Origin of the sequence: Methylobacterium sp. SyP6R, assembly GCF_019216885.1 — a bacterium.
Taxonomy (GTDB): Bacteria; Pseudomonadota; Alphaproteobacteria; order Rhizobiales; family Beijerinckiaceae; genus Methylobacterium.
Genome location: NZ_JAAQRC020000001.1, coordinates 3,216,152 through 3,237,159, shown reverse-complemented (window position 1 = coordinate 3,237,159; position 21,008 = coordinate 3,216,152). Strand labels below are relative to the sequence as shown.

18 protein-coding genes and 1 pseudogene are annotated in these 21,008 nt (G+C 69.3%); 15 read left to right on the top strand and 4 right to left on the bottom strand.

Going from position 1 to position 21,008, the window contains the following annotated elements:
• Positions 1 to 93: 93 nt before the first annotated feature.
• From HBB12_RS14980 to HBB12_RS14965, 4 genes are all read left to right on the top strand, one after another.
• Positions 94 to 1,035, top strand: a complete 942-nt coding sequence (locus HBB12_RS14980; RefSeq protein WP_236990083.1) for an ABC transporter substrate-binding protein — start codon at positions 94 to 96, stop codon at positions 1,033 to 1,035.
• A 5-nt stretch (positions 1,036 to 1,040) separates the two neighbouring features.
• Positions 1,041 to 1,814 carry an ABC transporter permease gene (locus HBB12_RS14975; RefSeq protein WP_236990082.1) on the top strand — a complete coding sequence of 258 codons (774 nt, stop codon included), beginning with the start codon at positions 1,041 to 1,043 and terminating at the stop codon, positions 1,812 to 1,814.
• On the top strand, positions 1,814 to 2,608 hold the full coding sequence (locus tag HBB12_RS14970) for an ABC transporter ATP-binding protein (RefSeq protein WP_236990081.1): 795 nt from the start codon (positions 1,814 to 1,816) through the stop codon (positions 2,606 to 2,608). Before HBB12_RS14975 ends, HBB12_RS14970 begins: the two co-directional genes overlap by 1 nt.
• Positions 2,609 to 2,809: 201 nt before the next feature.
• Positions 2,810 to 4,030, top strand: coding sequence for an NAD(P)/FAD-dependent oxidoreductase (locus tag HBB12_RS14965; protein WP_236990080.1), 1,221 nt, complete (start codon positions 2,810 to 2,812; stop codon positions 4,028 to 4,030).
• A gap of 395 nt (positions 4,031 to 4,425) precedes the next feature.
• On the opposite strand, the gene HBB12_RS14960 is transcribed toward HBB12_RS14965, so the two are convergent.
• The gene (locus HBB12_RS14960) at positions 4,426 to 4,719 is read right to left on the bottom strand and encodes a helix-turn-helix domain-containing protein (protein ID WP_236990079.1); all 294 of its coding nucleotides are present in this window, start codon (positions 4,717 to 4,719) and stop codon (positions 4,426 to 4,428) included.
• A gap of 264 nt (positions 4,720 to 4,983) precedes the next feature.
• Between HBB12_RS14960 and HBB12_RS14955 the strand changes: the two genes are divergently transcribed.
• The 6 genes from HBB12_RS14955 to HBB12_RS14930 all read left to right on the top strand — a co-directional run bounded on the left by HBB12_RS14955 (position 4,984) and on the right by HBB12_RS14930 (position 10,282).
• Complete coding sequence (locus HBB12_RS14955) at positions 4,984 to 5,472, top strand: META domain-containing protein (RefSeq protein ID WP_236992783.1); 489 nt, start codon at positions 4,984 to 4,986, stop codon at positions 5,470 to 5,472.
• Between the two features lie 223 nt (positions 5,473 to 5,695).
• Positions 5,696 to 6,841, top strand: a complete 1,146-nt coding sequence (locus HBB12_RS14950; RefSeq protein WP_236990078.1) for an ABC transporter substrate-binding protein — start codon at positions 5,696 to 5,698, stop codon at positions 6,839 to 6,841.
• 195 nt (positions 6,842 to 7,036) lie between these two features.
• On the top strand, positions 7,037 to 7,918 hold the full coding sequence (locus tag HBB12_RS14945; RefSeq protein WP_236990077.1) for a branched-chain amino acid ABC transporter permease: 882 nt from the start codon (positions 7,037 to 7,039) through the stop codon (positions 7,916 to 7,918).
• A gap of 5 nt (positions 7,919 to 7,923) precedes the next feature.
• Complete coding sequence (locus HBB12_RS14940) at positions 7,924 to 8,763, top strand: branched-chain amino acid ABC transporter permease (protein WP_236990076.1); 840 nt, start codon at positions 7,924 to 7,926, stop codon at positions 8,761 to 8,763.
• Between the two features lie 5 nt (positions 8,764 to 8,768).
• On the top strand, positions 8,769 to 9,563 hold the full coding sequence (locus HBB12_RS14935; protein WP_236990075.1) for an ABC transporter ATP-binding protein: 795 nt from the start codon (positions 8,769 to 8,771) through the stop codon (positions 9,561 to 9,563).
• A complete protein-coding gene (locus HBB12_RS14930) occupies positions 9,560 to 10,282 on the top strand; it encodes an ABC transporter ATP-binding protein (protein ID WP_236990074.1) in 723 nt (240 codons plus the stop codon). The genes HBB12_RS14935 and HBB12_RS14930 overlap by 4 nt, the downstream gene beginning before the upstream one ends.
• Before the next feature lie 276 nt (positions 10,283 to 10,558).
• Here the strand turns inward: HBB12_RS14930 and HBB12_RS14925 are convergent.
• A protein-coding gene (locus HBB12_RS14925) for an IS5 family transposase (protein ID WP_442919232.1) occupies positions 10,559 to 11,400 on the bottom strand; the annotation gives its coding sequence in 2 pieces (ribosomal slippage) (positions 10,559 to 11,010 and positions 11,010 to 11,400; 843 coding nt in all).
• A 461-nt stretch (positions 11,401 to 11,861) separates the two neighbouring features.
• Here HBB12_RS14925 and HBB12_RS14920 point away from each other — a divergent pair.
• Positions 11,862 to 13,103, top strand: a pseudogene (locus HBB12_RS14920) (IS110 family RNA-guided transposase).
• Positions 13,104 to 13,152: 49 nt separating this feature from the next.
• Here HBB12_RS14920 and HBB12_RS14915 read toward each other — a convergent pair.
• The gene (locus HBB12_RS14915) at positions 13,153 to 15,189 is read right to left on the bottom strand and encodes a transglycosylase domain-containing protein (RefSeq protein ID WP_236990073.1); all 2,037 of its coding nucleotides are present in this window, start codon (positions 15,187 to 15,189) and stop codon (positions 13,153 to 13,155) included.
• A 373-nt stretch (positions 15,190 to 15,562) separates the two neighbouring features.
• On the opposite strand from HBB12_RS14915, the gene HBB12_RS14910 reads away from it, so the two are divergent.
• Together HBB12_RS14910 and HBB12_RS14905 are read left to right on the top strand one after the other, a co-directional pair.
• The gene (locus tag HBB12_RS14910; RefSeq protein WP_236990072.1) at positions 15,563 to 16,912 is read left to right on the top strand and encodes a hypothetical protein; all 1,350 of its coding nucleotides are present in this window, start codon (positions 15,563 to 15,565) and stop codon (positions 16,910 to 16,912) included.
• 405 nt (positions 16,913 to 17,317) lie between these two features.
• Complete coding sequence (locus tag HBB12_RS14905; RefSeq protein WP_236990071.1) at positions 17,318 to 18,952, top strand: ABC1 kinase family protein; 1,635 nt, start codon at positions 17,318 to 17,320, stop codon at positions 18,950 to 18,952.
• A 64-nt stretch (positions 18,953 to 19,016) separates the two neighbouring features.
• On the opposite strand, the gene HBB12_RS14900 is transcribed toward HBB12_RS14905, so the two are convergent.
• Positions 19,017 to 19,214, bottom strand: a complete 198-nt coding sequence (locus HBB12_RS14900) for a hypothetical protein (protein WP_236990070.1) — start codon at positions 19,212 to 19,214, stop codon at positions 19,017 to 19,019.
• 588 nt (positions 19,215 to 19,802) lie between these two features.
• On the opposite strand from HBB12_RS14900, the gene HBB12_RS14895 reads away from it, so the two are divergent.
• Both HBB12_RS14895 and HBB12_RS14890 read left to right on the top strand, forming a co-directional pair.
• On the top strand, positions 19,803 to 20,324 hold the full coding sequence (locus tag HBB12_RS14895; RefSeq protein WP_236990069.1) for a cupin domain-containing protein: 522 nt from the start codon (positions 19,803 to 19,805) through the stop codon (positions 20,322 to 20,324).
• Positions 20,325 to 20,631: 307 nt separating this feature from the next.
• The gene (locus HBB12_RS14890; protein WP_236990068.1) at positions 20,632 to 20,976 is read left to right on the top strand and encodes a hypothetical protein; all 345 of its coding nucleotides are present in this window, start codon (positions 20,632 to 20,634) and stop codon (positions 20,974 to 20,976) included.
• Positions 20,977 to 21,008: the final 32 nt, after the last annotated feature.

Here is a 21,008-nt window from a genome sequence, read left to right as displayed (position 1 = left end):
TATACACAATGCTGCGCCGACGGTACGACAGGCGAGGCTTGGCTGGTCGGCTTGGCTGATCGGCTTGGCGGGTGCGCTCGGCGGGAGGGAACGATGAAGGCGGTTGCCGCAGGTTTGGTGGTCGCGGCCGCGCTGGCCGGTCAGGCCGCCGCGCAGGAGACCAAGGCGACCGTCGGCCTGTCCGGCTGGACCGGCTTCGCCCCCCTGACGCTCGCCAAGGAAGCCGGCATCTTCAAGAAGAACGGCCTCGACGTTTCGCTCAAGAAGATCCCGCAGGCGAGTCGCCACCTCGCGATCCGCTCTGGCGACGTGCAATGCGCTGCCACCACGGTCGAGACCTGGGTGGCGTGGAACGCCAACGGCGTGCCGACGAAGCAGATCTTCCAGCTCGACAAGTCCTACGGCGCCGATGGGCTGGCCGTGCGCAACGACGTCTCGTCGATCAGGGACCTGAAGGGCAAGACGGTGGCGGCATCCGTGCCCGGCACCGCGCCGTATTTCGGGCTCGCCTGGATCCTCAAGGCCAACGGCCTGTCGCTGAAGGACGTGAAGGTCGTCAACCTGGAGCCGGGCCCGGCGGCGCAGGCCTTCATCGCCGGCCAGAACGACGCCGCGATGACCTACGAGCCCTATCTGTCGTCGGTGCGCGCCGCGCCGCAGGCCGGCAAGATCATCGCCACCACCCTCGACTACCCGATGGTGATGGACACCTTCGGCTGCACGCCCGAATTCCTCGACCAGAACCCGAAGGCCGCCAAGGCGCTCGCCGACAGCTACTTCGAGGCGCTCGACATGATCGCCAAGGACCCGCAAAAGTCCTACGAGATCATGGGCGCCGACGTGAAGCAAACGGCTGAGGCCTTCGGCAAGTCGGCCCAGTTCCTGCGCTGGCAGGACCGGGCCGCCAACAAGGCGTTCTTCGGCGGCGAGCACCAGAAGTTCTCCGAGCAGGCGGCCGACCTGCTGCTCGAGATCGGCGTGATCCGGCAGAAGCCGGACATCGCCGCCCTCGCCGACCCGCGCTTCGTGCAGTGACCGGCTTGCGCCCGCTGCAACCGGTCGGCGGCCCGGCGAAGGTTCTGCTGGGCCTCAGCTTCTTCGTGCTGTTCGTGGCGGCCTGGGCCGCAGCGACCCTGGGCGGGCTCGTCCCGAAGACCTTCCTGGCCGATCCGATCACCATGGTCCAGGACGGCTGGCTGCTGCTCACCCGGTTCGACTTTATGTCCGACATCGGCATCACGGTGTGGCGGGTGCTCGGGGGCTTCGTGCTCGCCGCCCTGATCGCCGTGCCGCTCGGCGTGATGATGGGGGCCTACAAGCCGGTCGAGGCGTTCTTCGAGCCGTTCGTGTCCTTCGCCCGCTACCTGCCGGCCTCGGCCTTCGTGCCGCTCCTGATCCTGTGGGCCGGCATCGGCGAGACGCAGAAGCTGCTCGTCATCTTCATCGGCTCGGTGTTCCAGCTGATCCTGATGATCGCGGTCGCGGTGGGCCAGGTCCGGCGCGATCTCGTCGAGGCGGCCTACACGCTGGGAGCGGGTGACGCCGGCATCATCCGCCGGGTGCTGCTGCCGGCCACCGCCCCCGAGATCGCCGAGATCCTGCGCCTCGTGCTCGGCTGGGCCTGGACCTACGTCATCGTCGCCGAGCTGATCGGCTCCTCGTCCGGCATCGGCCACATGATCATCGAGAGCCAGGCCCTGCTCGCCACCGGGCAGATTATCTTCGGCATCATCGTCATCGGGCTGATCGGCCTCGTCTCGGACTTCCTGTTCAAGGCGGCCAACCGGCTCCTGTTTCCCTGGAAGCTCGCCTGATGCGGGACTCTATCGAGGTCGCGGTCGAAGGCGTGGCGCGGGTCTTCCCCGGCATCCGCGGCGCCAAGCCCGTCCAGGCCCTCAAGCCCACCGATCTCACGGTCGCCAAGAACGACTTCATCACCATCCTGGGCCCGTCCGGGTGCGGGAAGTCGACGCTGCTGCGCATCATCGCCGGGCTCGACCGGCCGAGCGCCGGCCGCGTCCTGGTGGAAGGGCGCGAGGTACGCGGGCCCGGCCCCGACCGGGGCATGGTGTTCCAGTCCTACACCCTGTTCCCGTGGCTCACCGTGGCCGAGAATATCGGCTTCGGCCCGCGCGAGCGCGGCGTGCCGGCGCCTCAGCGCCGCGAGATCGTCGCGTCCTACATCGACAAGGTGGGCTTGCGCGGCTTCGAGGGGCATTACCCCAAGCAGCTCTCCGGCGGCATGCAGCAGCGCACCGCCATCGCCCGGGCGCTCGCCAACGATCCCGCCATCCTGCTCCTCGACGAGCCGTTCGGGGCGCTCGACAACCAGACCCGCGGGCTGATGCAGGAATTGCTGCTCGGCATCTGGGAGCGCGAGCGCAAGACCGTGATCTTCGTCACCCACGACATCGAGGAGGCGATCTTCATGGCTTCGCGGGTGATCGTGATGACGGCCCGTCCCGGGCGGATCAAGGCCGATGTCCCGGTCGATCTCGGCCATCCGCGCCACTACACGGTGAAGACCAGCCCCGAATTCTCGCGGCTGAAGGCGCAGCTCACCGAGGAAATCCGGGCGGAGGCGGTGCTGGCGGCGCAAGAGCATTGAGGACGGTCCGGGCGATGCGGTTCGGGCTCCCACCTCACCCCGGGAACCTGTTCGGATCAGCCGGCCGAATTGAAGCCCTCCGGGTCATCCCGGGACCGCGAGAGCGGAACCCGGGATCCGGAACCGCTGACGGTTCAGGATGAAGCGGAACGCTGGCGCGCAAGCTCGACGGCGCTGCGGCTTCCAGGGTATGTCCTGACGATGAACGGAATCGTGGTGGTCGGCGCCGGCCAGGCCGGCTTTCAGCTCGGGGCCTCCCTGCGGGAGAGCGGCTATGCCGGCCCGGTGACCCTCGTCGGCGAGGAGCCGGGCCTGCCCTACGGTCGGCCGCCCCTGTCGAAGGCCTACATGCTCGGCAAGACCGATGCGCCGGGCCTGTCTTTGCGACCAGAGGCCTATTTCGCCGAGCACCGCCTGATCGTGCGCGCGGGCGAGCGGGCGGTCGCGATCGACCGGGCGGCGCGACGCCTGCGCCTCGCCTCCGGAGAGGCACTCGCTTACGACCACCTCGTCCTCGCGACCGGCTCGCGCAACCGGCCGCTGCCGGTGCCCGGCGCCGGTCTGGCCGGCGTCTACCAGCTGCGCACGCTTGCCGAGGCCGATGCCCTCAAGGCGGCGCTCGCCGGGGCTCGCGCGGTCGCGGTGGTGGGAGCCGGGTTCATCGGGCTCGAATTCGCGGCGATCTGCGCCCAGAAAGGGATTTCCATCACGGTGATCGAGGGGCTGGACCGTCCCCTCGGCCGCTCGGTCTCGTCCACCATGGCGGCGCTGATCGAGGCCTCGCATGTCGCGTCCGGCACGCGCTTCCTGTTCGGCAGCGCGGTTGCCGGGCTGGTCGGGCCGGACCGCGTCCGCGCGGTGGCGCTGGCGGATGGGCGCGAGGTCGCGGCAGATCTCGTCCTCGTCGGCATCGGCGTGCTGCCCAACGACGATCTGGCGAAGGCGGCGGCCTTGAGGGTCGAGAACGGGATCGCCGTCGACGCGATGCTGGCGACCGCGGATCCGGCGATCTCGGCGATCGGCGACTGCGCCAGCTTCCCCTCAGTCCACGCCGACGGCGCCCGGGTGCGGATCGAATCGGTTCAGAACGCCGTCGACGGCGCCCGCTGCGTCGCCACGCGCCTCACCGGCCGGCCCGCCGCCTTCACGGCGGTGCCGTGGTTCTGGAGCGACCAGGGGCCGCTCAAGCTGCAGATCGCCGGCCTGTGCCAGCCGCACGACCTCGCCGTGCGCCGGGGCGACCCCGAACAAGGGGGCGTCTCGGTGTTCTGCTACCGGGGCGGGCGCCTCGCCGGGGTCGAATCGCTCAACCGTCCGGCCGATCACATGATCGCCCGCCGCCTGCTCCAGGCGGGACGGAGCCCGATGCCCGACCAGGCGGCGGATCCCGGCTTCGATATCAAGGCGCTAGCGCTCTCATGAAATTTGTTAGCGTATAAGTTCGTCCGTTAGTTAAATTCAGATTTTGGATGGCATCAATGGATATAATTTATTTACAGAGCGTAGGTCTTGGCTTGGATGTCCTTATTATCTATGTTAACTATAATATTCAATTTTGAGTGCTTGATATATACATTAAATAAATTGCTATTCATAATAATCAGTCCGCTGGAAATTTATTGATGGCAGGCGAATCACAATGTCGCATGCATTAGCTTACGCGGTCGTCAAAATATATTATAATTTTTATATAATAACAAGTTTGTAGCCTGGCGCGTCTAATCGGTGCGCCAGGCTACGTTTAAATATTTCTTTATGCAATAAAATATTCTGGCAATAAATTTCTCCATACTTATCGCAGCAAGTGCTCAAGCCTCTCAGCGATCGTTCTCGGTGGTGAGTTCGCTCGGGTGGATCCCCTTGTCCGGTGCATCGTCCGCACGCAGCCGGGCGTCCGGATACGCCCCGTCGGTCAGTTCCACCCCCGCGGCGACGACGGCGCCGCGGATCGCACCCCGCTGCTCGGCGGAGGGCGGGTAGCGGCCGGCCTCGAACTGGCGGATGCTCTCCGCATCGACGTTGGCGCGCAGGGCCAGATCGTCCTCCGACCAGCCCAGCAGCTCCCGTGCCCGGCGCAGCTGCGCCGCCGTGATGTCGTCTGCACCGTTCACTGACGCTCGTCCCCCTTGCTCTGGGTGCCTGATCCACGCCGCGGCCGTCGCCGCGCCATCCTGGCTAACGGCGAGGCCCCGCTTTCGTTGCCACACCGACAAGCTTTCGCGAGTCCTGCCATATTACGGCCAAGCTCGCCGCATATTTGCAACAGTCGTCGGCAAGATGCCGATGCGGGGCGTCCACGCCTGCCGCCAGGGTTGCGGGCGCGGGGTGCCCTCTCTACGGTCCGCCGCAACACGACAAGACGAATGGGGAATGCGATGAAGGCGATGCAGGTTGCGCTGGCCGCCGGTGCCGTCGCGCTGTTGGCGTCGGCGACGCAGGCTTCGGCGCAGAACATGCTGGGCTACGGCCAGAAGAACCGGGACAAGGCCAACGCGCCGCAATACATCCCGCCGATGAAGGCCCAGGAAAAGATCTTCCCGCTCGATTCGACCTGGACGGCGGTGAGCCTCAACGGCAAACCCTTCGCCGGGGTCGAGCGGCCGAGCTTCATCATCGACAAGCAGTACCGCGCCCGCGGCTTCGGCGGCTGCAACACCTTTGCGGCGACCGCCTTCCCGCTCAAGGAGCAGCACCTGGCGGTCGGTCCGCTGGCGCTGACCAAGCGCAACTGCGACAAGGCGGTCGGTGCCTCGGAGATGCAGTTCTTCACCGCTTTGCGCACCTCGGGCCAATGGGACATCGTCGGCTCGCAGCTGGTGATCAAGAGCCAGGCCGGCGAGCTGCGCTTCGACCGCGCACTCTAAAGGCGTGCGCGCCCGCGCCATCATCCTTTCGCAGCATGCCAGGACGGCCCCGCCCCTCGGCGGGGCCGTTCGCGCATGTGCGCGGCCGGGAGAAACGATTTACCGCCGCGCTCCAGTGCTTTAAGGCGCTCTCTCGTCCAGCGTGACGGTCCGGGCCCCCGCCCGCGCCGCCGCGCGGCCCAACGAGAAGAGCGGATTGCGAGGAGGAACCCGGATGCGGTCGATGTCGAGGAGGGTGCTGCTGGCGGCGGCGTTGCTAGGCGGCAGCCTGCTGGGAGGAAACCTGGCCGGCGCGCAGGCGCAGGACAAGACGCCGGTGAAGCTCGGTGCGATCGAGATCCTGACCGGGCCGAACAGCCGCTACGGGATCGCGATCCAGCGCGGCTTCGACCTCGCGCTCGCCGACATCAACAAGGCCGGCGGCGTGCTCGGCGGCCGCCCGCTCGCCCTCGTCTACGAGGATTCGGCCGGCGCCAAGGAGCAGGCGCTCAACGCCGCCCGCAAGCTCATCGGCCGCGACAAGGTCCCGCTGATCCTCGGCCCCACCCTGTCGAACGAGATGTTCGCCGCCGGCCCCGTGGCCAACGAGCGCAAGGTGCCGATCGTCGGCACCTCGACCACCGCCAACGGCATCACGGCGATCGGCCCTTACGTCTTCCGCACCTCGCTGCCGGAATCCGACGTCATCCCGGTCACGCTCAAGACCGCCAAGGACAAGTTCGGCATCAAGCGTGTCGCCGTGATGTACGGCAACGACGACGCCTTCACCAAGTCGGCCTACGACGTGATGAAAGCCTCGCTGGAAAAACTCGGCATCGAGACCCTGACGACCGAGACCTTCGGCGCAAAGGATTCGGACTTTTCCGCCCAGCTCACCAAGATCAAGGCGCTGAACCCGGACGCGATCGTGCTGTCGGCGCTGGTCGAGGCGGCCTCGGGCATCGAGTTGCAGGCGCGCCAGCTCGGCATCCCCGACAAGGTGTTCTTCATCGGCGGCAACGGCCTGAACTCGCCGAAGCTCGGCGACATCGCCGGCAAGGCGGCGGACGGCACGCTGGTCGGCAGCCCGTGGTTCATCGGCAAGCCGGACGCCGCCAACCAAGCCTTCGTCAACGCCTTCAAGGACAAGTACGGCGGCGACCTGCCCGACCAGTTCGCGGCCCAGGCCTACGACACCCTGCACATCGTCGCCAAGGCGATCGACGCGGCCGGCGCGCCCGATTCCGAGAAGATCAAGGATGCGCTGATCAAGGTGAAGTACACCGGCGTGATGGGCCCGTTCGCTTTCTCCGACACCCGCGACCCGGCGGATACCTCCGGCGTGGTGGTGCTGGTGATGAAGGGCGGCAAGTTCCAGCTGTTGCAGTAGCGACGTCTGGACGTGATGCACCTCCCCTCCCCACAAGGGGGAGGGGAAGGCGCTGCATTCTGAAACAATTCCCGCCACTCCCCACCGATTGACCCGCGGCGCGATATCGGCCACGTCGCATCCCCATCATCCTGTTCGGCCCTGAGGCCGGGCCGCAGCGGGCGCCGGGCGCCCTACCGAAATTCTTCAGCCCCCATGCTTGAGCAGCAGCTCGTCAACGGCGTCGTGCTCGGCGCAACCTACGCCCTCTTCGCCATCGGCTTCACGCTGATGTTCGGGGTGATGGGCGTCATCAACCTCACCTACGGGGTGTACTTCGCGCTGGGGGCCTTCGCGGCGCTCTGGAGCACGCAAGCGCTCGGCCTGCCGATCTGGGCCGCCCTGCCGGTCGGCGCGCTGGTCGCCGGCCTGATCGCGGTCCTCCTCGACATGCTGCTCCTCACCCGCCTGCGCAAGGCGAAGGCGCCCGAGCTCGCCTCGCTGATGGTGACGCTGGGGGCCACCCTCTTCCTCTATGCCGGCATGGCGGCGGCGCTCGGCACCGAGATCCGGCGCTTTCCGGCGGAAGTGTTTTCGGGCGGCGCCTACAGCCTCGGCGACGTGCGGGTCGGGACCACGCAGATCCTGATCCTCGCCGCGGCGATCGTCCTAATGCTGGCGCTGCTGGCTTTGGTGCGCGGCTCGCGGATCGGGCTCGCCATCCGGGCGGTGGCCGAGAACCCGGACGCCGCGGCGCTCATGGGCATCAACGGCGCCCTGATGCTGCGGGTGGTGTCGTTCCTGTCCGGCGCCATCGGCGGCGCGGCGGGGGTGCTCGTCGGGCTCAACTTCAACGCCATCCAGCCCTTCATGGGCGAGCACATGATGCTGCGGGGCTTCGCGGTCATCATCGTCGGCGGTCTCGGCGACCTGCGCGGCGCGCTGCTGGCCGGTCTGCTGCTCGGCCTCGCCGAGGTGCTCACCGCCGCCTACCTCTCCTCGACCCTCAAGGACATGATCGCCTTCGCGCTCCTCGTCGCCACCCTGTGGTTCCGTCCGCTCGGCCTGTTCGGCCGCGCCGCCGCCAAGCGGGCCTGAAGACCATGTGGGACGCCCTCGACGACTTCTACTGGACCTACCAGAGCCTGATCCATGGGATCGGGGTGAACGGCATCCTGGCCCTGTCGGTCTACGTGGTGCTGGCGGTGGGCCAGCTCTCCCTCGGCCAGGCCGCCTTCATGGGTGTCGGCGCTTATACCGGCGCCCTTCTCTCGATGAAGTTCGGCACGCCCTTCGCCGTGTCGATGCTGGCCTCGGCCGCCGTACCGGCCCTGCTGGCGCTGGTCGTCGGCGGGCCGACGCTCCGGCTCACCGGCGTCTATCTCGCCATCGCGACGATTGGGCTCGGCGAGATCACCCGCATCGTATTCCTGAACTGGGATTATGCCGGCGGCGCGCTCGGCCTCTCCAGCATCCCGGAGCGCGGCGGCGTGCCGGCGATCTACGGCACCCTGGCGGTGCTGCTGATCGGCCTGACGCTGGTGGCGCGCTCCCGCGTCGGCCGCGCCATGGAGGCGATGCGCGAGGACGAGGCCGCGGCCGGCGTGATGGGGGTGAACCTGCCGCGCTATCGGCTCGTGGCCCTCGTCGTGTCGTCGGCCATGGCCGGGGTGGCGGGCTGCCTCTCGGCCCATGTCTCGTCGTTCATCGGCCCGAACGAGTACGGCTTCGAGGCCGCAGTGACGATCCTGAGCTACGCGCTCCTCGGCGGCATCGGCTCGCCGCTGGCACCGGTGCTCGGCTCGACCATCCTGACCCTGCTGCCGGAGGTGCTGCGGCCGCTCGCCGATTTCCGCCTGATGGTGAACGGCCTGATCATCGTGCTCGCCGTCCTGTTCATGCCGCGGGGCATCCTGCCCTGGCGCATCGCCCGGACCGGCTGACGACCATGGCACTGCTTACCGTCCAGGGTCTCACCCGCCGCTTCCAGGGCCTCGTCGCGGTCGATTCGGTCGACTTCGTCGTCCAGCCCGGCACCGTCCATGGCCTGATCGGCCCGAACGGCGCCGGCAAGACCACCCTGTTCAACCTCGTCTCGGGCGTGCTGGCCCCCAGTGCCGGCAGCGTGCGCCTCGGCGACCAGCCGCTCGACGGGCTGGCGCCCTACCGGCGTACCGCGCTCGGGCTTGCCCGCACGTTCCAGAACATCCGCATCTTCTCCGAGATGACGGTGCTGGAGAACGTGATGACCGGCCTGCACACCCGGCTCACCTCGACCTGGGGCATCGTCTTGCGCGGTCCCGGTTTCCGGGCCGAGGAGCGCCAGGCCAAGGCCAAGGCCCGCGATCTCCTGGCCTTCGTCGGCCTCGCGGACGCCGCCGACACCCGCGCCGGCGACCTTCCCTACGGCGACCAGCGCCGGCTCGAGATCGCCCGGGCGCTCGCCTGCGAGCCGCGCCTCGTCCTCCTCGACGAGCCCGCCGCCGGCATGAACCCGGCCGAGACCCATGCGCTCCTCGGCCTCCTGCGGCGGCTGCGCGACGAGCGCGGCCTGACCCTGCTGCTCGTCGAGCACGACATGCCCCTGGTGATGAGCCTGTGCGACCGCCTGACGGTCCTGAATTTCGGCCGCAGGATCGCCGACGGCACGCCGGCCGAGGTGCGCGCCCATCCGGCGGTGATCGAGGCCTATCTCGGCACCGGCAGCCACGAGGTCAGCGTGAGCCGGGGAGCGGTGCAGTGACGGCTGAACTTCTCGCGGTCGAAGGCCTGCGCCTCGGCTACGGCCGGGCCGACGTGGTCCACGGCATCGGCCTGTCGGTCCGGCGCGGCAGCATCGTGTCGCTGATCGGCTCGAACGGCGCCGGCAAGACCACGATCCTGCGCAGCCTGTCGGGCCTGATGAAGCCCAGGTCCGGCCGGGTGATGTTCGGCGACGACGCTCCCGTCGACATCGCCGGCGAGGCGGCCCACCGCATCGCCCGGCGCGGCATCGTGCAGGTGCCGGAGGGCCGCCAGGTTTTCGCCAACATGACGGTGGCCGAGAACCTGCGGCTGGGCGCCTACCACGTGCCGGGCCCGGAGGCGGCGCGGCGGCAAGCGGCCGTCGAGACGCGCTTTCCCCGGCTCGCCGAGCGCCTGCGCCAGCAGGCGGGCTACCTCTCGGGCGGCGAGCAGCAGATGCTGGCGATGGGGCGCGCCCTCATGGCCGAGCCGGTCCTGCTCCTTCTCGACGAACCCTCGATGGGCCTCGCCCCGCTGATCGTCGACGAGATTTTTTCCATCATCGCCTCCCTGCGGGCAGAGGGGCGCACCATCCTGCTCGTCGAGCAGAATGCCAGCGCGGCGCTCGCCGTCGCCGATTACGCCTACGTGCTGGAGACCGGCCGCATCCGGCTGCAGGGCCAGGCGGCGGAGATCGCCCGCAATCCGGAAGTGACGGCGGCGTATCTGGGGGTGTGAGCGGTACTTCGTCCGATCCGACATCGGATCGTGCATGACGGACTTGCAACCCTTTCCGTCATCCCGGGGGGGCAGCGTACGGTACACAACAGGGCCGTTCACATGAAGGGCCGCCACCTCCCACCCACGACCTCATCCTGAGGCGCTGGCGATCGAAGATCGCACTCGAACGAAGTGAGCCTCGAAGGAGGGCTCCAGGGATCGCGGAGCTATCTGGAGCCCTCCTTCGAGGTCAGTCGATCTTCGATCGACCAACACCTCAGTGTCTGTCCGGGATCATGCTGATTGTTGGCAGAGTTTTCTGAGCATGATGCGGATGGAAGCAAGGCGCAGGAAAGCCAGCGCCTTGCGGGTGCGGCACTCCCAATCCTTCGCCAGCCGCCGGCAGCGATTGAGCCAACCAATCGTCCGCTCCACGATCCAGCGCTTGGGCAGGACCTCGAACCCGACCGCCTGATCCGACCGCTTGACGATTTCCACCGTCACAGACCGGCAGACCCGTTCCAACGCCTCCCGGAACACCGGCCCCTGGTAGCCGCCATCTGCATACAGCTTCAGCAGGAACGGGTAGAGACTAAACAGCGTCGCCATGACCCATACGCCGCCATCACGATCCTGCACGTCGGCCGGATGCACCAGAGCATGCATCAGCAGACCTTGCGTATCGACGAGGAGATGGCGCTTCTTGCCTTTGATCTTCTTGCCCGCATCATAGCCGGACGGGTCGATCGTGCGCCCCCTTTTTCCGCGCTCTTGACGCTCTGGCTGTCAATGATCGCTGCCGTTGGGCTGGCCTCACGTCCTGCCTGTTCGCGGCAGAGAACGTAGAGGGTGTGATGGATGCGCAGGAGAGTTCCGTCGTAATCCCATAGATCGAAGTAGCCATGCACCGTCGAGCGAGGCGGTAGATCTTTTGGGATAGCGCGCCATTGGCACCCCGTTCCAAGGACATACATCAAGCCGTTGACCACCTCGCGCAGATCAACCGTTCGTTTGTTTCCCCCGCGTCGAGCCGGCGGGAGAAGGGGAGCAACAAGCGCCCATTCCTCATCCGTCAAATCAGTGGGATAGCGAAGCTTGCTGCGGTCGTACCGCTGGCGGTTCTCAGGCGTCCACATCGCTCAAGCATACGCCTGTCGGCGCGAACCGCAACGCGCTCCGAAAAAACAAATTCTTCCCGGACAGACTCTCAGGATGAGGATGAGGGTGGGAGAGGCCGATGGTCGGCAGGTTTCATACGCTTTCCGGTTGATCGCTTCGCGATGCGGAAAGCGGCTTCGCTCAGGCGCCGCGCGGGCTGATGATACGGAATCCGGAAGTGATCTTCCGGATTCCGTATCAGTTCGTCACCGGCTTCGCGGTCCCTTGCGGATGAAACATATGGCAGAGTGGACTTGCCGTCGGCGGAGAGATCGGTTCGTCTTTGGTGTGCCAGACCCCGCGTATCAGTTGGATCCGGGCTCCTCTTCAGTCCCCTCGCTTGCGTCACGGGCCGGTCCTCGGGCCAGCCCCGGAGCGCGTCATTTAGATTTGATCTCACGGGAGCCTGCGCCGGCGGCCTGACGGCAAGGAGATCGTGATGAAGGTCCTCTACCCCCGCTGCGCCGCCCTCGATGTTCACAAGGACACCGTCGTCGCAGCCATCCGCCGGGCCGAGAGCAGCTAGGTTCAGCGTGAGGTGCGGACGTTTGCCACCACCACGCCCGCCCTGCTCGACCTCTCCGCCTGGCTCGACGAGCACGCCTGCACCCATGTCGCCATGGAGGCGACCGGCATCTACTGGCGCCCGGTCTGGCAGGTCCTCGACGCCGACAGCCGCACCCTGATCCTGGCCAATGCCGCCCATGTCAAGAACGTGCCCGGCCGCAAGACCGACGTCGCCGACGCGGTCTGGCTCTCCGACCTGCTCGCCCACGGCCTGATCCGCGCCAGCTTCGTGCCCGAGGCCCAGACCCAGGCGATGCGCGACCTGCTGCGCACCCGCAAGCAACTGGTCCGCGAGCAGGCCAGCCACGTCCAGCGCATCCAGAAGACCCTCGAGGAGGCCAACCTCAAGCTCGCCTCGGTGCTCACCGACATCATGGGCCAGTCCGGTCGCGCCGTGCTCGACGCGCTGGTCAAGGGCGAGCGCGATCCGGCTGGGCTGCAGGCGCTGGTCAGCCCGCGGGTGAAGGCGGCGCCCGAGGCGATCCGGGCCGCGCTCACGGGCCGGATCGGGGATCACCACCGTTTCCTGCTCGGTGTGCATCTACGCCAGTACGACGGGTTGGGGCGAGCGATCGCGGAGATCGACGCGCAGGTGGAGCGCGACCTCGGCCCTTTCCGGGAAGCGGTGAAGCTGCTGGTGACGATCCCGGGCATCAGTGACCTCACCGCGCAGGTGATCCTCTCCGAGATCGGCCCCGACATGAGCCGCTTCCCGACCGCCGGCCATCTGATCTCCTGGGCCGGGCTGTGCCCGAGAAACGACGAGAGCGCGGGCAAGCGGCGCTCGACGCGACTGCGCAAGGGCGCGCCCTGGCTCAAGACGGCCTTGGTGCAGGCCGCCTGGGCCGGAGTGCGCAAGAAGGCGAGCTACATCAGGGCGCAGTTCCAGCGCTTGCGCGGCCGGCGCGGCCCCAAGAAGGCGATCTGCGCGGTCGCCGCTTCGATGTTGACCGCGATCTATCACATGCTCAAGGCCGGCACGGCTTACGTCGATCCCGGGCCTGATCACGGCCGCAAGGCGGCCCCGACCATCCGCGCCAAGGCGCTCGTGCGGCAGATCGAGCGCCTTGGATTTGCGTGCGAAATCAAACCCGTAGAGCCAGTTTCTATTTAGGCCACTATTGGGTACCGTGCTGCAACGCGATCTGGAAATGCCGTAGCCCTCACTGCCACAACCCCGCCTTGCGCGCCTTCGCGTTCGCCTCCGCCGCCTGCAGTTCCGGCGGAGCGCCCGGCGCAGCCCGCCCGGCGCCGTTGAACAGAACCACCTCGGACAGGTCCTGGTCGCCGGCCCGGCAGCGGTAGAGGTCGGCCCCGCCGGCCGCCTGGCATGTCACCTCGCGCCGGCGCAGGTACTGACGGAACTCGCGGGCGAGCGCGCCGCCCTGCCCTTCCACACCGGCGAGGCGCACGGATTGCCCATCCAGGCGCAGGCGGCCGGTATCGATCACCCGCGGCACTCCACGGAGGGATGGGCTCGCGGCCGGGCGCTCGCCGGGATTCTGCCAGGCCGGGCGGGGGGCGGCCCGGGCCGTGCTGCCGGTCTCCCGAGCGCTGTCCCGGGCGCCCTCGCGCGCCTCGGCGACGGGCACCGGGCGGGCCTTCGCCACCTGGGCGGCGAGATCCTGGAACAGCGCCTCCGGCCCGTCGCCGGCCCCGTTCTCGGCCGCACTCCCCGACAGATAAGTGCCGACCAGGAGATCACCGACCGGGCCGACGAACAGACCGTCCCGACTCGCCGGATCGTCGCTTCCTTCCGGCGGGCGGGCGAGGCCGGCGAGCAGTGCGAGCAGGGCCGTGCGCCGCGCCGCCGCCGGCATCGGCCCGGCGACGAGCCGGTCATAGACCGGGCGGCCGTCGCGCCCGAGATGGCGCAGGCTGGCGCTCGCAGCACGGCGAGCCGCCGGCGTGTCCGCGAGGGAGGTGCCGCCGGCGACGACCGCCTGCACGCCGCCATCGGGGCCGAGGACCAGGAGGCCGGCCCGGGTGCCGCCGCGACCGGCGGCGTCGAGGCGGCGGTCGACTGCCTTCTCGGCCATCGCCTGGAGGTCGCGGTCGAGGGTGGTGCGGACCACCGCCTCGCGCGGTGCGTCGGGGCCGAGGCGGTCGGCCGCCCCGGAGAGGACGAGATCGGGAAAGCCGCTGCGGATCACCGGCGTGGTGCCGACAGGACTGAGGCCGTCGAGCGCCCGCCCGGCCTCCGTGGCCTCCGCCGCGCTCAAGCGGCCGCGCATCACCATGCCGTCGAGGACGGCATGGCCGAGGGCGCGGATCTCCGTCACGTCGCGGTCGGGCTGCTGGGCGGGGGCGAGGGTCGAGCCGGCGAGATAGGCTGCCTCGGCCGTGCCGAGCGTTGCCGGCTCCTTGCCGAACAGGGTCCGGGCGGCCGCGTCGACCCCGACGAGGTCGGGGCCGAAGCGCGCGAGGTCGAGGGCGCGGGCCAGGATCTGCGCGTCGCTCTCCCGGGCGGAGAGCCACAGGACCAGCATCGCCTCCCGCACCCGGTCGGCGAGGCTGCGCGGCTCGCCGGGAACCGCCCCGATCAGATCGCGGCGGACCAGGCGCTGGGTCAGGCGCGGGCCGCCGGAGCGGGGGCCGTCGCTGATCGTGTCGCGGAACGAGCGGCGGATCACGGCGGCGATCCCTCCGGCATCGAGCCGGTACCCGTCCTCGAACCACGGATCCTGCGCCGCCAGGAAGGCCTGGATCATGGCCGGCGACACCGAGGCCAGGGGGAGCGCCCGCCCCCGTGCGACGTCGCGGCGGGCGATCGGCGTGCCGTCCTGCGCCTGCACCGTGACGGTGCGGGGCGTCGGCAGCGTCCCGCGCAGGGGCGGCAGCGTCGCGGCACACCAGACCAGGAACAGGGCGGCGAGGCCGACCACGCCCAGGCCCGCGAGCAGCAGCGCGCGGCCCCAGGGCAGCGCCCCGGCCCGCCGCGCCGCGCCGGCCGCGCGGGAGGCGAACGGATGGGACCCGACGCGCTTGGCCGCGCCCTGCCAGGCGGGCGCCACCCGGCGCAGCGGCGCGGCGGCCGCCGAGACGACCGGCTGGAAATGCCCTGCGGCGGCGCTCCCGGCCCGCGCCGCGCCGGTGCGGATCCAGGCCAGCCCCGTGACGAAGCCGCTGCGGGCGGTGGAGGCGCGGGAGGGATCGGGGATGTCCGTCCTCACCTGCGGCGGCGGGCTGGACAGGTCCATCCAATCCCGTCCGGGCTGCGTCGACATCGGCTCCGCCACCATCCTGCCCGCTCGACCCCCGTTGCGATGCCGTGCCGACGCTCCCGCGCCGTCGGCGCGAGAGACAAAACGGCTACGGTCGCAGCAACGTTGGCGCTGCGGAAACAGTTCCGCGCGGCGATGCCCGCGCGTGAGCGGGGCGCCGGGACGTGACCCAGTCCGCCCGGTGCCGCGCAGCGTGACGGCAAGTCTTCATTTGCAAGCTCGGCCGTTCGAGTGCACGATACGTCAGACGACAGACGAATAGTCCGGAACGATATTTTGAAGTCGGCGTTTTGAAGCATCTTCAAAGCGCCGCCGCACCCAATCCCGGCGCGCAGGGAGGCGACCGACCATGAACAGATTGACAGTTGGACTGGCCGCGCTGCTGCTCAGCACTTCGGCCTATGCGCAGACCGCAGGGAGCCCGGGTGCCAGCCCGAGCGGTGCGGCGGGTCGTGGCGGCGAGATGAGCCAGTCCGGCCCGAAGGCCGGGCCGGGCGGCGCGCAGGGCGGCCAGATGGGCGCCGGCCAGCAGGCCCGCGGCGAGATGGGCAAAGGTGACGCTGGCAAGGGCGACACAGGCAAGGGTGACGCCGGCAAGGCCGGGATGGGCCAGGCCCGCGCCGAGCAGAGCCGCCAGGGCGCCGGCAAGGAGTCCGCCAAAGAGTCCGCAATGAACAAGGATGGTGCGGCGGACCGCAAGGACGGGACCCGCGACCGTGCCGAGACCACACGCGGAGGCGACCGCGACACCCGTCGGGCGATGGACGAGCGCCGCGACGGCGACCGCCGGATGGATCGCCGCGGCGACCGGGCCGACCGCATCGAGCATCGCGAGCACCGGGCCGGCTTCCGCAGCGAGGCGCGCGAGGACCGGATCACCACGGTCGGCGGCCGCCGCTATGTGACCATCGCCGGTCAGCGGGTGATCTACGGCTCGCCGGAGTATCGCCGCCTCGTCGTGGTCGAGCGGCGCGAGCAGCGGGTGCGTCCCGGCCGGGTCGAGTTCGTGACGATCGAGGGCCGCCGGGTGCGGGTCGGCTCGCCCGAGTACCGCCGCCTCGTCATCCGCGAGAAGAGCGGACCGCGCCGGTACGTCGTGGTCCGCGGCCAGCGGGTGATCTACGGCTCGCCGGAATATCGTCGCCTGATCGTGTCCGAGCGCACCGGCGCCGACCGCTACGTCGTGATCTCCGGCCGGCGCGTCCTCGTCGGCTCGCCCGAGTATCGCCGCCTGTCGGTCAGCGAGCGGACCAGCGTCACCGGCAGCGTCCGCGGCCGTGAGGACGTCCGCAGCGAGCGCCGCGAGGATCGCCTGAGCCGCAGCGAGGAGCGCCGCGACGGCCGGATGGACCGCGAGCGCAACCGCGACCTGTCGCGGGGCGAGACGAAGAAGGACGGCAACGACCGCCGCGAGATGGGTGAGCGCACCGGCACCAAGCCCGAGCAGGCCGCCGGCAACCAGCCCGGCCGCACCGGGTCCGAGCGCGGCATGAACGAGCGGCAGGCGAACGACCGCCAGATGGGCGGCCGCGGCACCGGCCCGGAGACCACCGGCAGCACCCGGCGCGGCGGCCAGCCGGGCGGCACGTCGATGGACGGCAAGTCCATGGGTGGCAAGTCGATGGATGGCAAGTCGATGCAGGAGGGCGGTGCCAAGGCCGGCCAGTCCGGCGGCGCAGGAGCCGGCGGCCGGATGTAATCCGGCATCCCATCGTCCGACGAGGAACGAGGCCGGTCCCGGGGCTCCCCGGGGCCGGCCTTCGCGCGTGGAAGGGAGCGGACGGAGCGTGAGGCGGCGTGTTGCGGCATTGGAGCGCCCAGGCCTCGATGGCTCCGGGCGCCGATGTGATTGTGCTCACCCGGGTCATGCGCTACCGCCGGACAGCCCGCGCCGGCCGCCCCAGTCCCGCCCGGTTGACCGCGCATGGAGGCGGCCGCGAGCGTCGCGTGAAGAGCCGGACGTGTTCGGGAGGACCAGGATGCCGAGGCGCGCGCCCATCCCCATCATCGGCCCGGGCGGCTCTCCCGCCCGCGTCGCCCCATTCGTCCGGCCCGCCCCCGCCGGCGCCCCCACCCATGCCAGCCGAGCAGAGTCGACGCGCAGATGCTGAAAACCGCCATCGTCGCGGCGCGGGACCGCCAGCGCCTCCAGGAAATCGCCGGCATCCTGATCGGTTTCGGGGTCAACAAGGTCGTCGACCGGCTCGGTCTGCGGGCGATCCCGCGGCTCTCCTGGCGCAGCGCCCCCGCCGTCGACCTCACCCGCCTGTCGCAGCCCGAGCGCCTGCGCCGGGCGATCGAGGCCTTGGGGCCCACCTTCATCAAGCTCGGCCAGGTGCTGGCGAGCCGTGCCGACCTGCTGGCGCCGCAATGGACCGAGGAACTCGGCAAGCTGCACGACAAGGTCGCGCCGCTGCCCTGGGAGGTGATCCGGCCGCAGCTGGAGGCCGATCTCGGCGCCCCGCCGGCCGAGATCTTTTCGGAATTCGACACCAACCCGATCGCCTCGGCGTCGATCGCCCAGGTCTATCGCGCCAAGCTCGAGACCGGCGAGGAGGTGATCGTCAAGGTCCGGCGCCCGGGGCTCCAGAAGATCATCGAGGCGGATTTGCGGCTCCTGTCGCATGCCTCGCGTATCGTCGAGACCGAGTGGCCCGAGATGGCCCGCTACCGGCCGACCGAGCAGATGCGCCACATCGCCAACGGCCTGCGCGAGGAACTCGACCTCGCCAACGAGGGCCGCAATTGCGAGATGCTGGCGGCGCTCTTCCCCGATCGCGACGACGTCGTGTTCCCGAAGGTCTATTGGGAATACACCTCCGAGCGGGTGCTGGTGCAGGAATTCATCCACGGCATCCCGCCGACGGACACCAAGCGCCTGGAGGAAGCCGGGCTCGACCGCAAGGTGCTGGCCCAGCGCGGCGTCGACGCCTTCCTGCAGATGGCGATGATCGAGGGCCTCTTCCACGCCGACCCGCATCCGGGCAACCTGCTGGCGATGCCCGGCAACCGGATCGCCTTCATCGATTTCGGCATCGTTGGACGGCTGTCGCAGCGCCGCCGCTCGCAGCTCCTGATGCTGATCGGCGCGATGCTGCAGGAGGATGCCGACGGGCTGATGGCGGTCCTGCTCGACTGGACCGGCGCCAGCAACCCGGATCTCACCAAGCTCGAGGCGGCCTCGCAATCCTTCGTCACCCGCCACAACGGCGCGACGCTCAATCTCGGCCTGGTGCTGACCGACTTCATGACCATGGCGCGCGAGAACGATCTGGCGATGCCGACCGATCTCGCGATCCTGTTCAAGGGGCTGGTCACGGCCGACGGCGTGATGCGCCAGCTCGACCCGGCCTTCGACCTGTTCGCGGCCGCCGGCCCGACGGTCAGCCGCCACATGCGGCAGCAATTCTCGGTCAAGGACCTGAAGGGCCGGTTCCAGGGCCTGGCGACCGGGCTCTACGGCGCGGCCTCCGAGCTGCCGACGCTGATCCACCTGATGCTGGTGCGCCTCAAGCAGGGCCGAGTCACGGTGGAGATCGAGCTCAAGGGCATGGACAAGCTGACCCGCGGGATCGAGCGCGCCGCCGCCCGGGTCGCGGTCGGCCTGGTGGTGGCGGCCTTCGCCACCCAGCTCGCGCCGCGGCTGATGGAGCACGGCACCCCGGCCTTCGCCACCATCGGCATCCTGGTGCTGACGATCGGGATCGGCTGGATCCTGCTGCTCGCCCGCAACCGCTGAGACGAGGCAGGGGCCGCCCCGCTGCCGGGACGGCCCCTGCCCTGTTCGACGTGACGCGCTTCGCTCAGGCGGCGAGGCGGCGGCTGCGCTTGCGGGCGTGCAGGTCCTGGGCCGCGCGGGTGGCGTGGCGCGGGCTGCGGAAGACCCGACCTTCCAGGGTGTGGAAGTCCGGATGGGCGGAGAAGAACCGGAAGCCATCGGTCTCGGGAACGACGATGCCGGCGGAGGTCTCGCCGACCTCGACGATGCGGGCAGGCTGCATGGGCGTATGTCTCCGGCCGCGGCCGCCGCTCGGGGCGCCGCGAGAATGTCTCAGGAATAAGCTTAGCAAGAGTCGGGCCGGTCTCGGGGCCCTCAGCGGACGGCGCGCGTCTCAGGCGCGGCGGCCGCCGCAGCGACACGGAATCGGGCAAGCCGGAACGGGGCGGCCGGCAAAGAGCATGCGGCACAGCAGCATCGCTGAAGATCTCCGGGTTGGCCCAAAGGCGCCGCGCGGGCGCCCGGGTGCTTTAGCGTTTGGTCTCGCGGCGCAATCGCCTCAAATCACCGCGGCGAGGGGTCCGTTTCGTCGACCCCTGAAGGCCTGGAAAGGATCGGCCGAACGGGCGCCGCTGTCAACGAGAATGTTCTTTTTATGGAACAGTTTGAAAGACAAGAAGCTTTTCCCGGCGAGCGCATCCGGAGCAGAACCGCTGCGCCGCGGCTGTTTTCTACGCCACTGCCTCGCGCACGACGGATGATCGTTCTATAAAACAAACGCTAGGGACACGGAGCGGTCTAGCGTGCCGTCGCCCCGTGGCGCAGGATGCAGACCTGAACGAAGCAGGACTGGACGAACCGGAGACCGCCGATGTCGGTAGACCCCCATGACCACGCCGATGATCACTCGCATACCCATGATCACCCCCACGACGGGCCGCGCTGGAAGCACGACGGCGTCCGGGTGATCACCGGCGACAAGCTCGACCCCAATACCGCGCAGACTCCCGGCATGTTCCGTCAGGCGGCGATCAACCACGCGCGGGTCGGAGCGCAGAAGATCTGGGCCGGCACCGTGGCGATCGAGCCCGACGCCAAGACCGGCGTGCACCATCACGGCGCGCTCGAGAGCGTGATCTACGTGGTGCGCGGCCGCGCCCGGATGCGCTGGGGCGAACGGCTCGAATTCGTCGCCGAGGCGGGACCGGGCGACTTCATCTACGTGCCGCCCTACGTGCCGCACCAGGAGATCAACGCGTCGCCGGACGAGGCGCTGGAATGCGTCTTGGTACGCTCCGACAACGAGGCGGTCGTGGTCAACATCACCGACATCGAGCCGGTCGAACGGCCGGAAGCCGTCTACTGGGTCGACCCGATCCACAAGCATCCGTGACACCCCACGCGGCGCAGGGGCTTGATAACGCGGGAGAGTAATCCGGGTTCCGTCCCATCGGTTTCGAGGGCCCGTCAGTCTCCCGCGGGGCGATGTCGCAGGTTTCAGACCGACGCTGCCGCCTCTGCATTGCGGCGACAACGGATCGGCGCGGCGGCAGGGGGGGCACGGCGCCCGGCAGGACAGTGGCCCCGGCGCATCAGGTCTCGGGACGACTTGCAGGTTGGGGATTTCCAGCCTGTGCTTAACCTTCTGTTAAGCACGCCGCGCGACCCTGCGGGCAACTCCCAATCATCCCGAGGTCCCCATGCCCGCGCCGCAGGCCCGCCTGCCCTTCTCCGACGACTGCCCGGTTTCGCTCGACGTGCTCGGCACGCTCTATCGCGGCGATACGGAGGTGGTGGAGACGGTGCTCGCCGACATCCCGTCGGCGACCCGCGCCCGCCTCGCGACGTACCTGTACGGCAAGAGCCACCTTCACGCCCTCGGCCTGCGCGTCGCCTCTGCCTGCACCGAAACCGACCTGGTGCGGGTGGCCGGCCATGCCGGGGCGGTGCTGTTCGCCCAGTCTCGCACCGCGCCGCGCAGCGCCGAGGCCCGCCACCCCGGCCAGCGCCGCATCAGCCTCGCGGGCAGCCGCTCCGTCGCCTGACGGCCAAATTTCGGTTTCTCGCCGATCCGCGC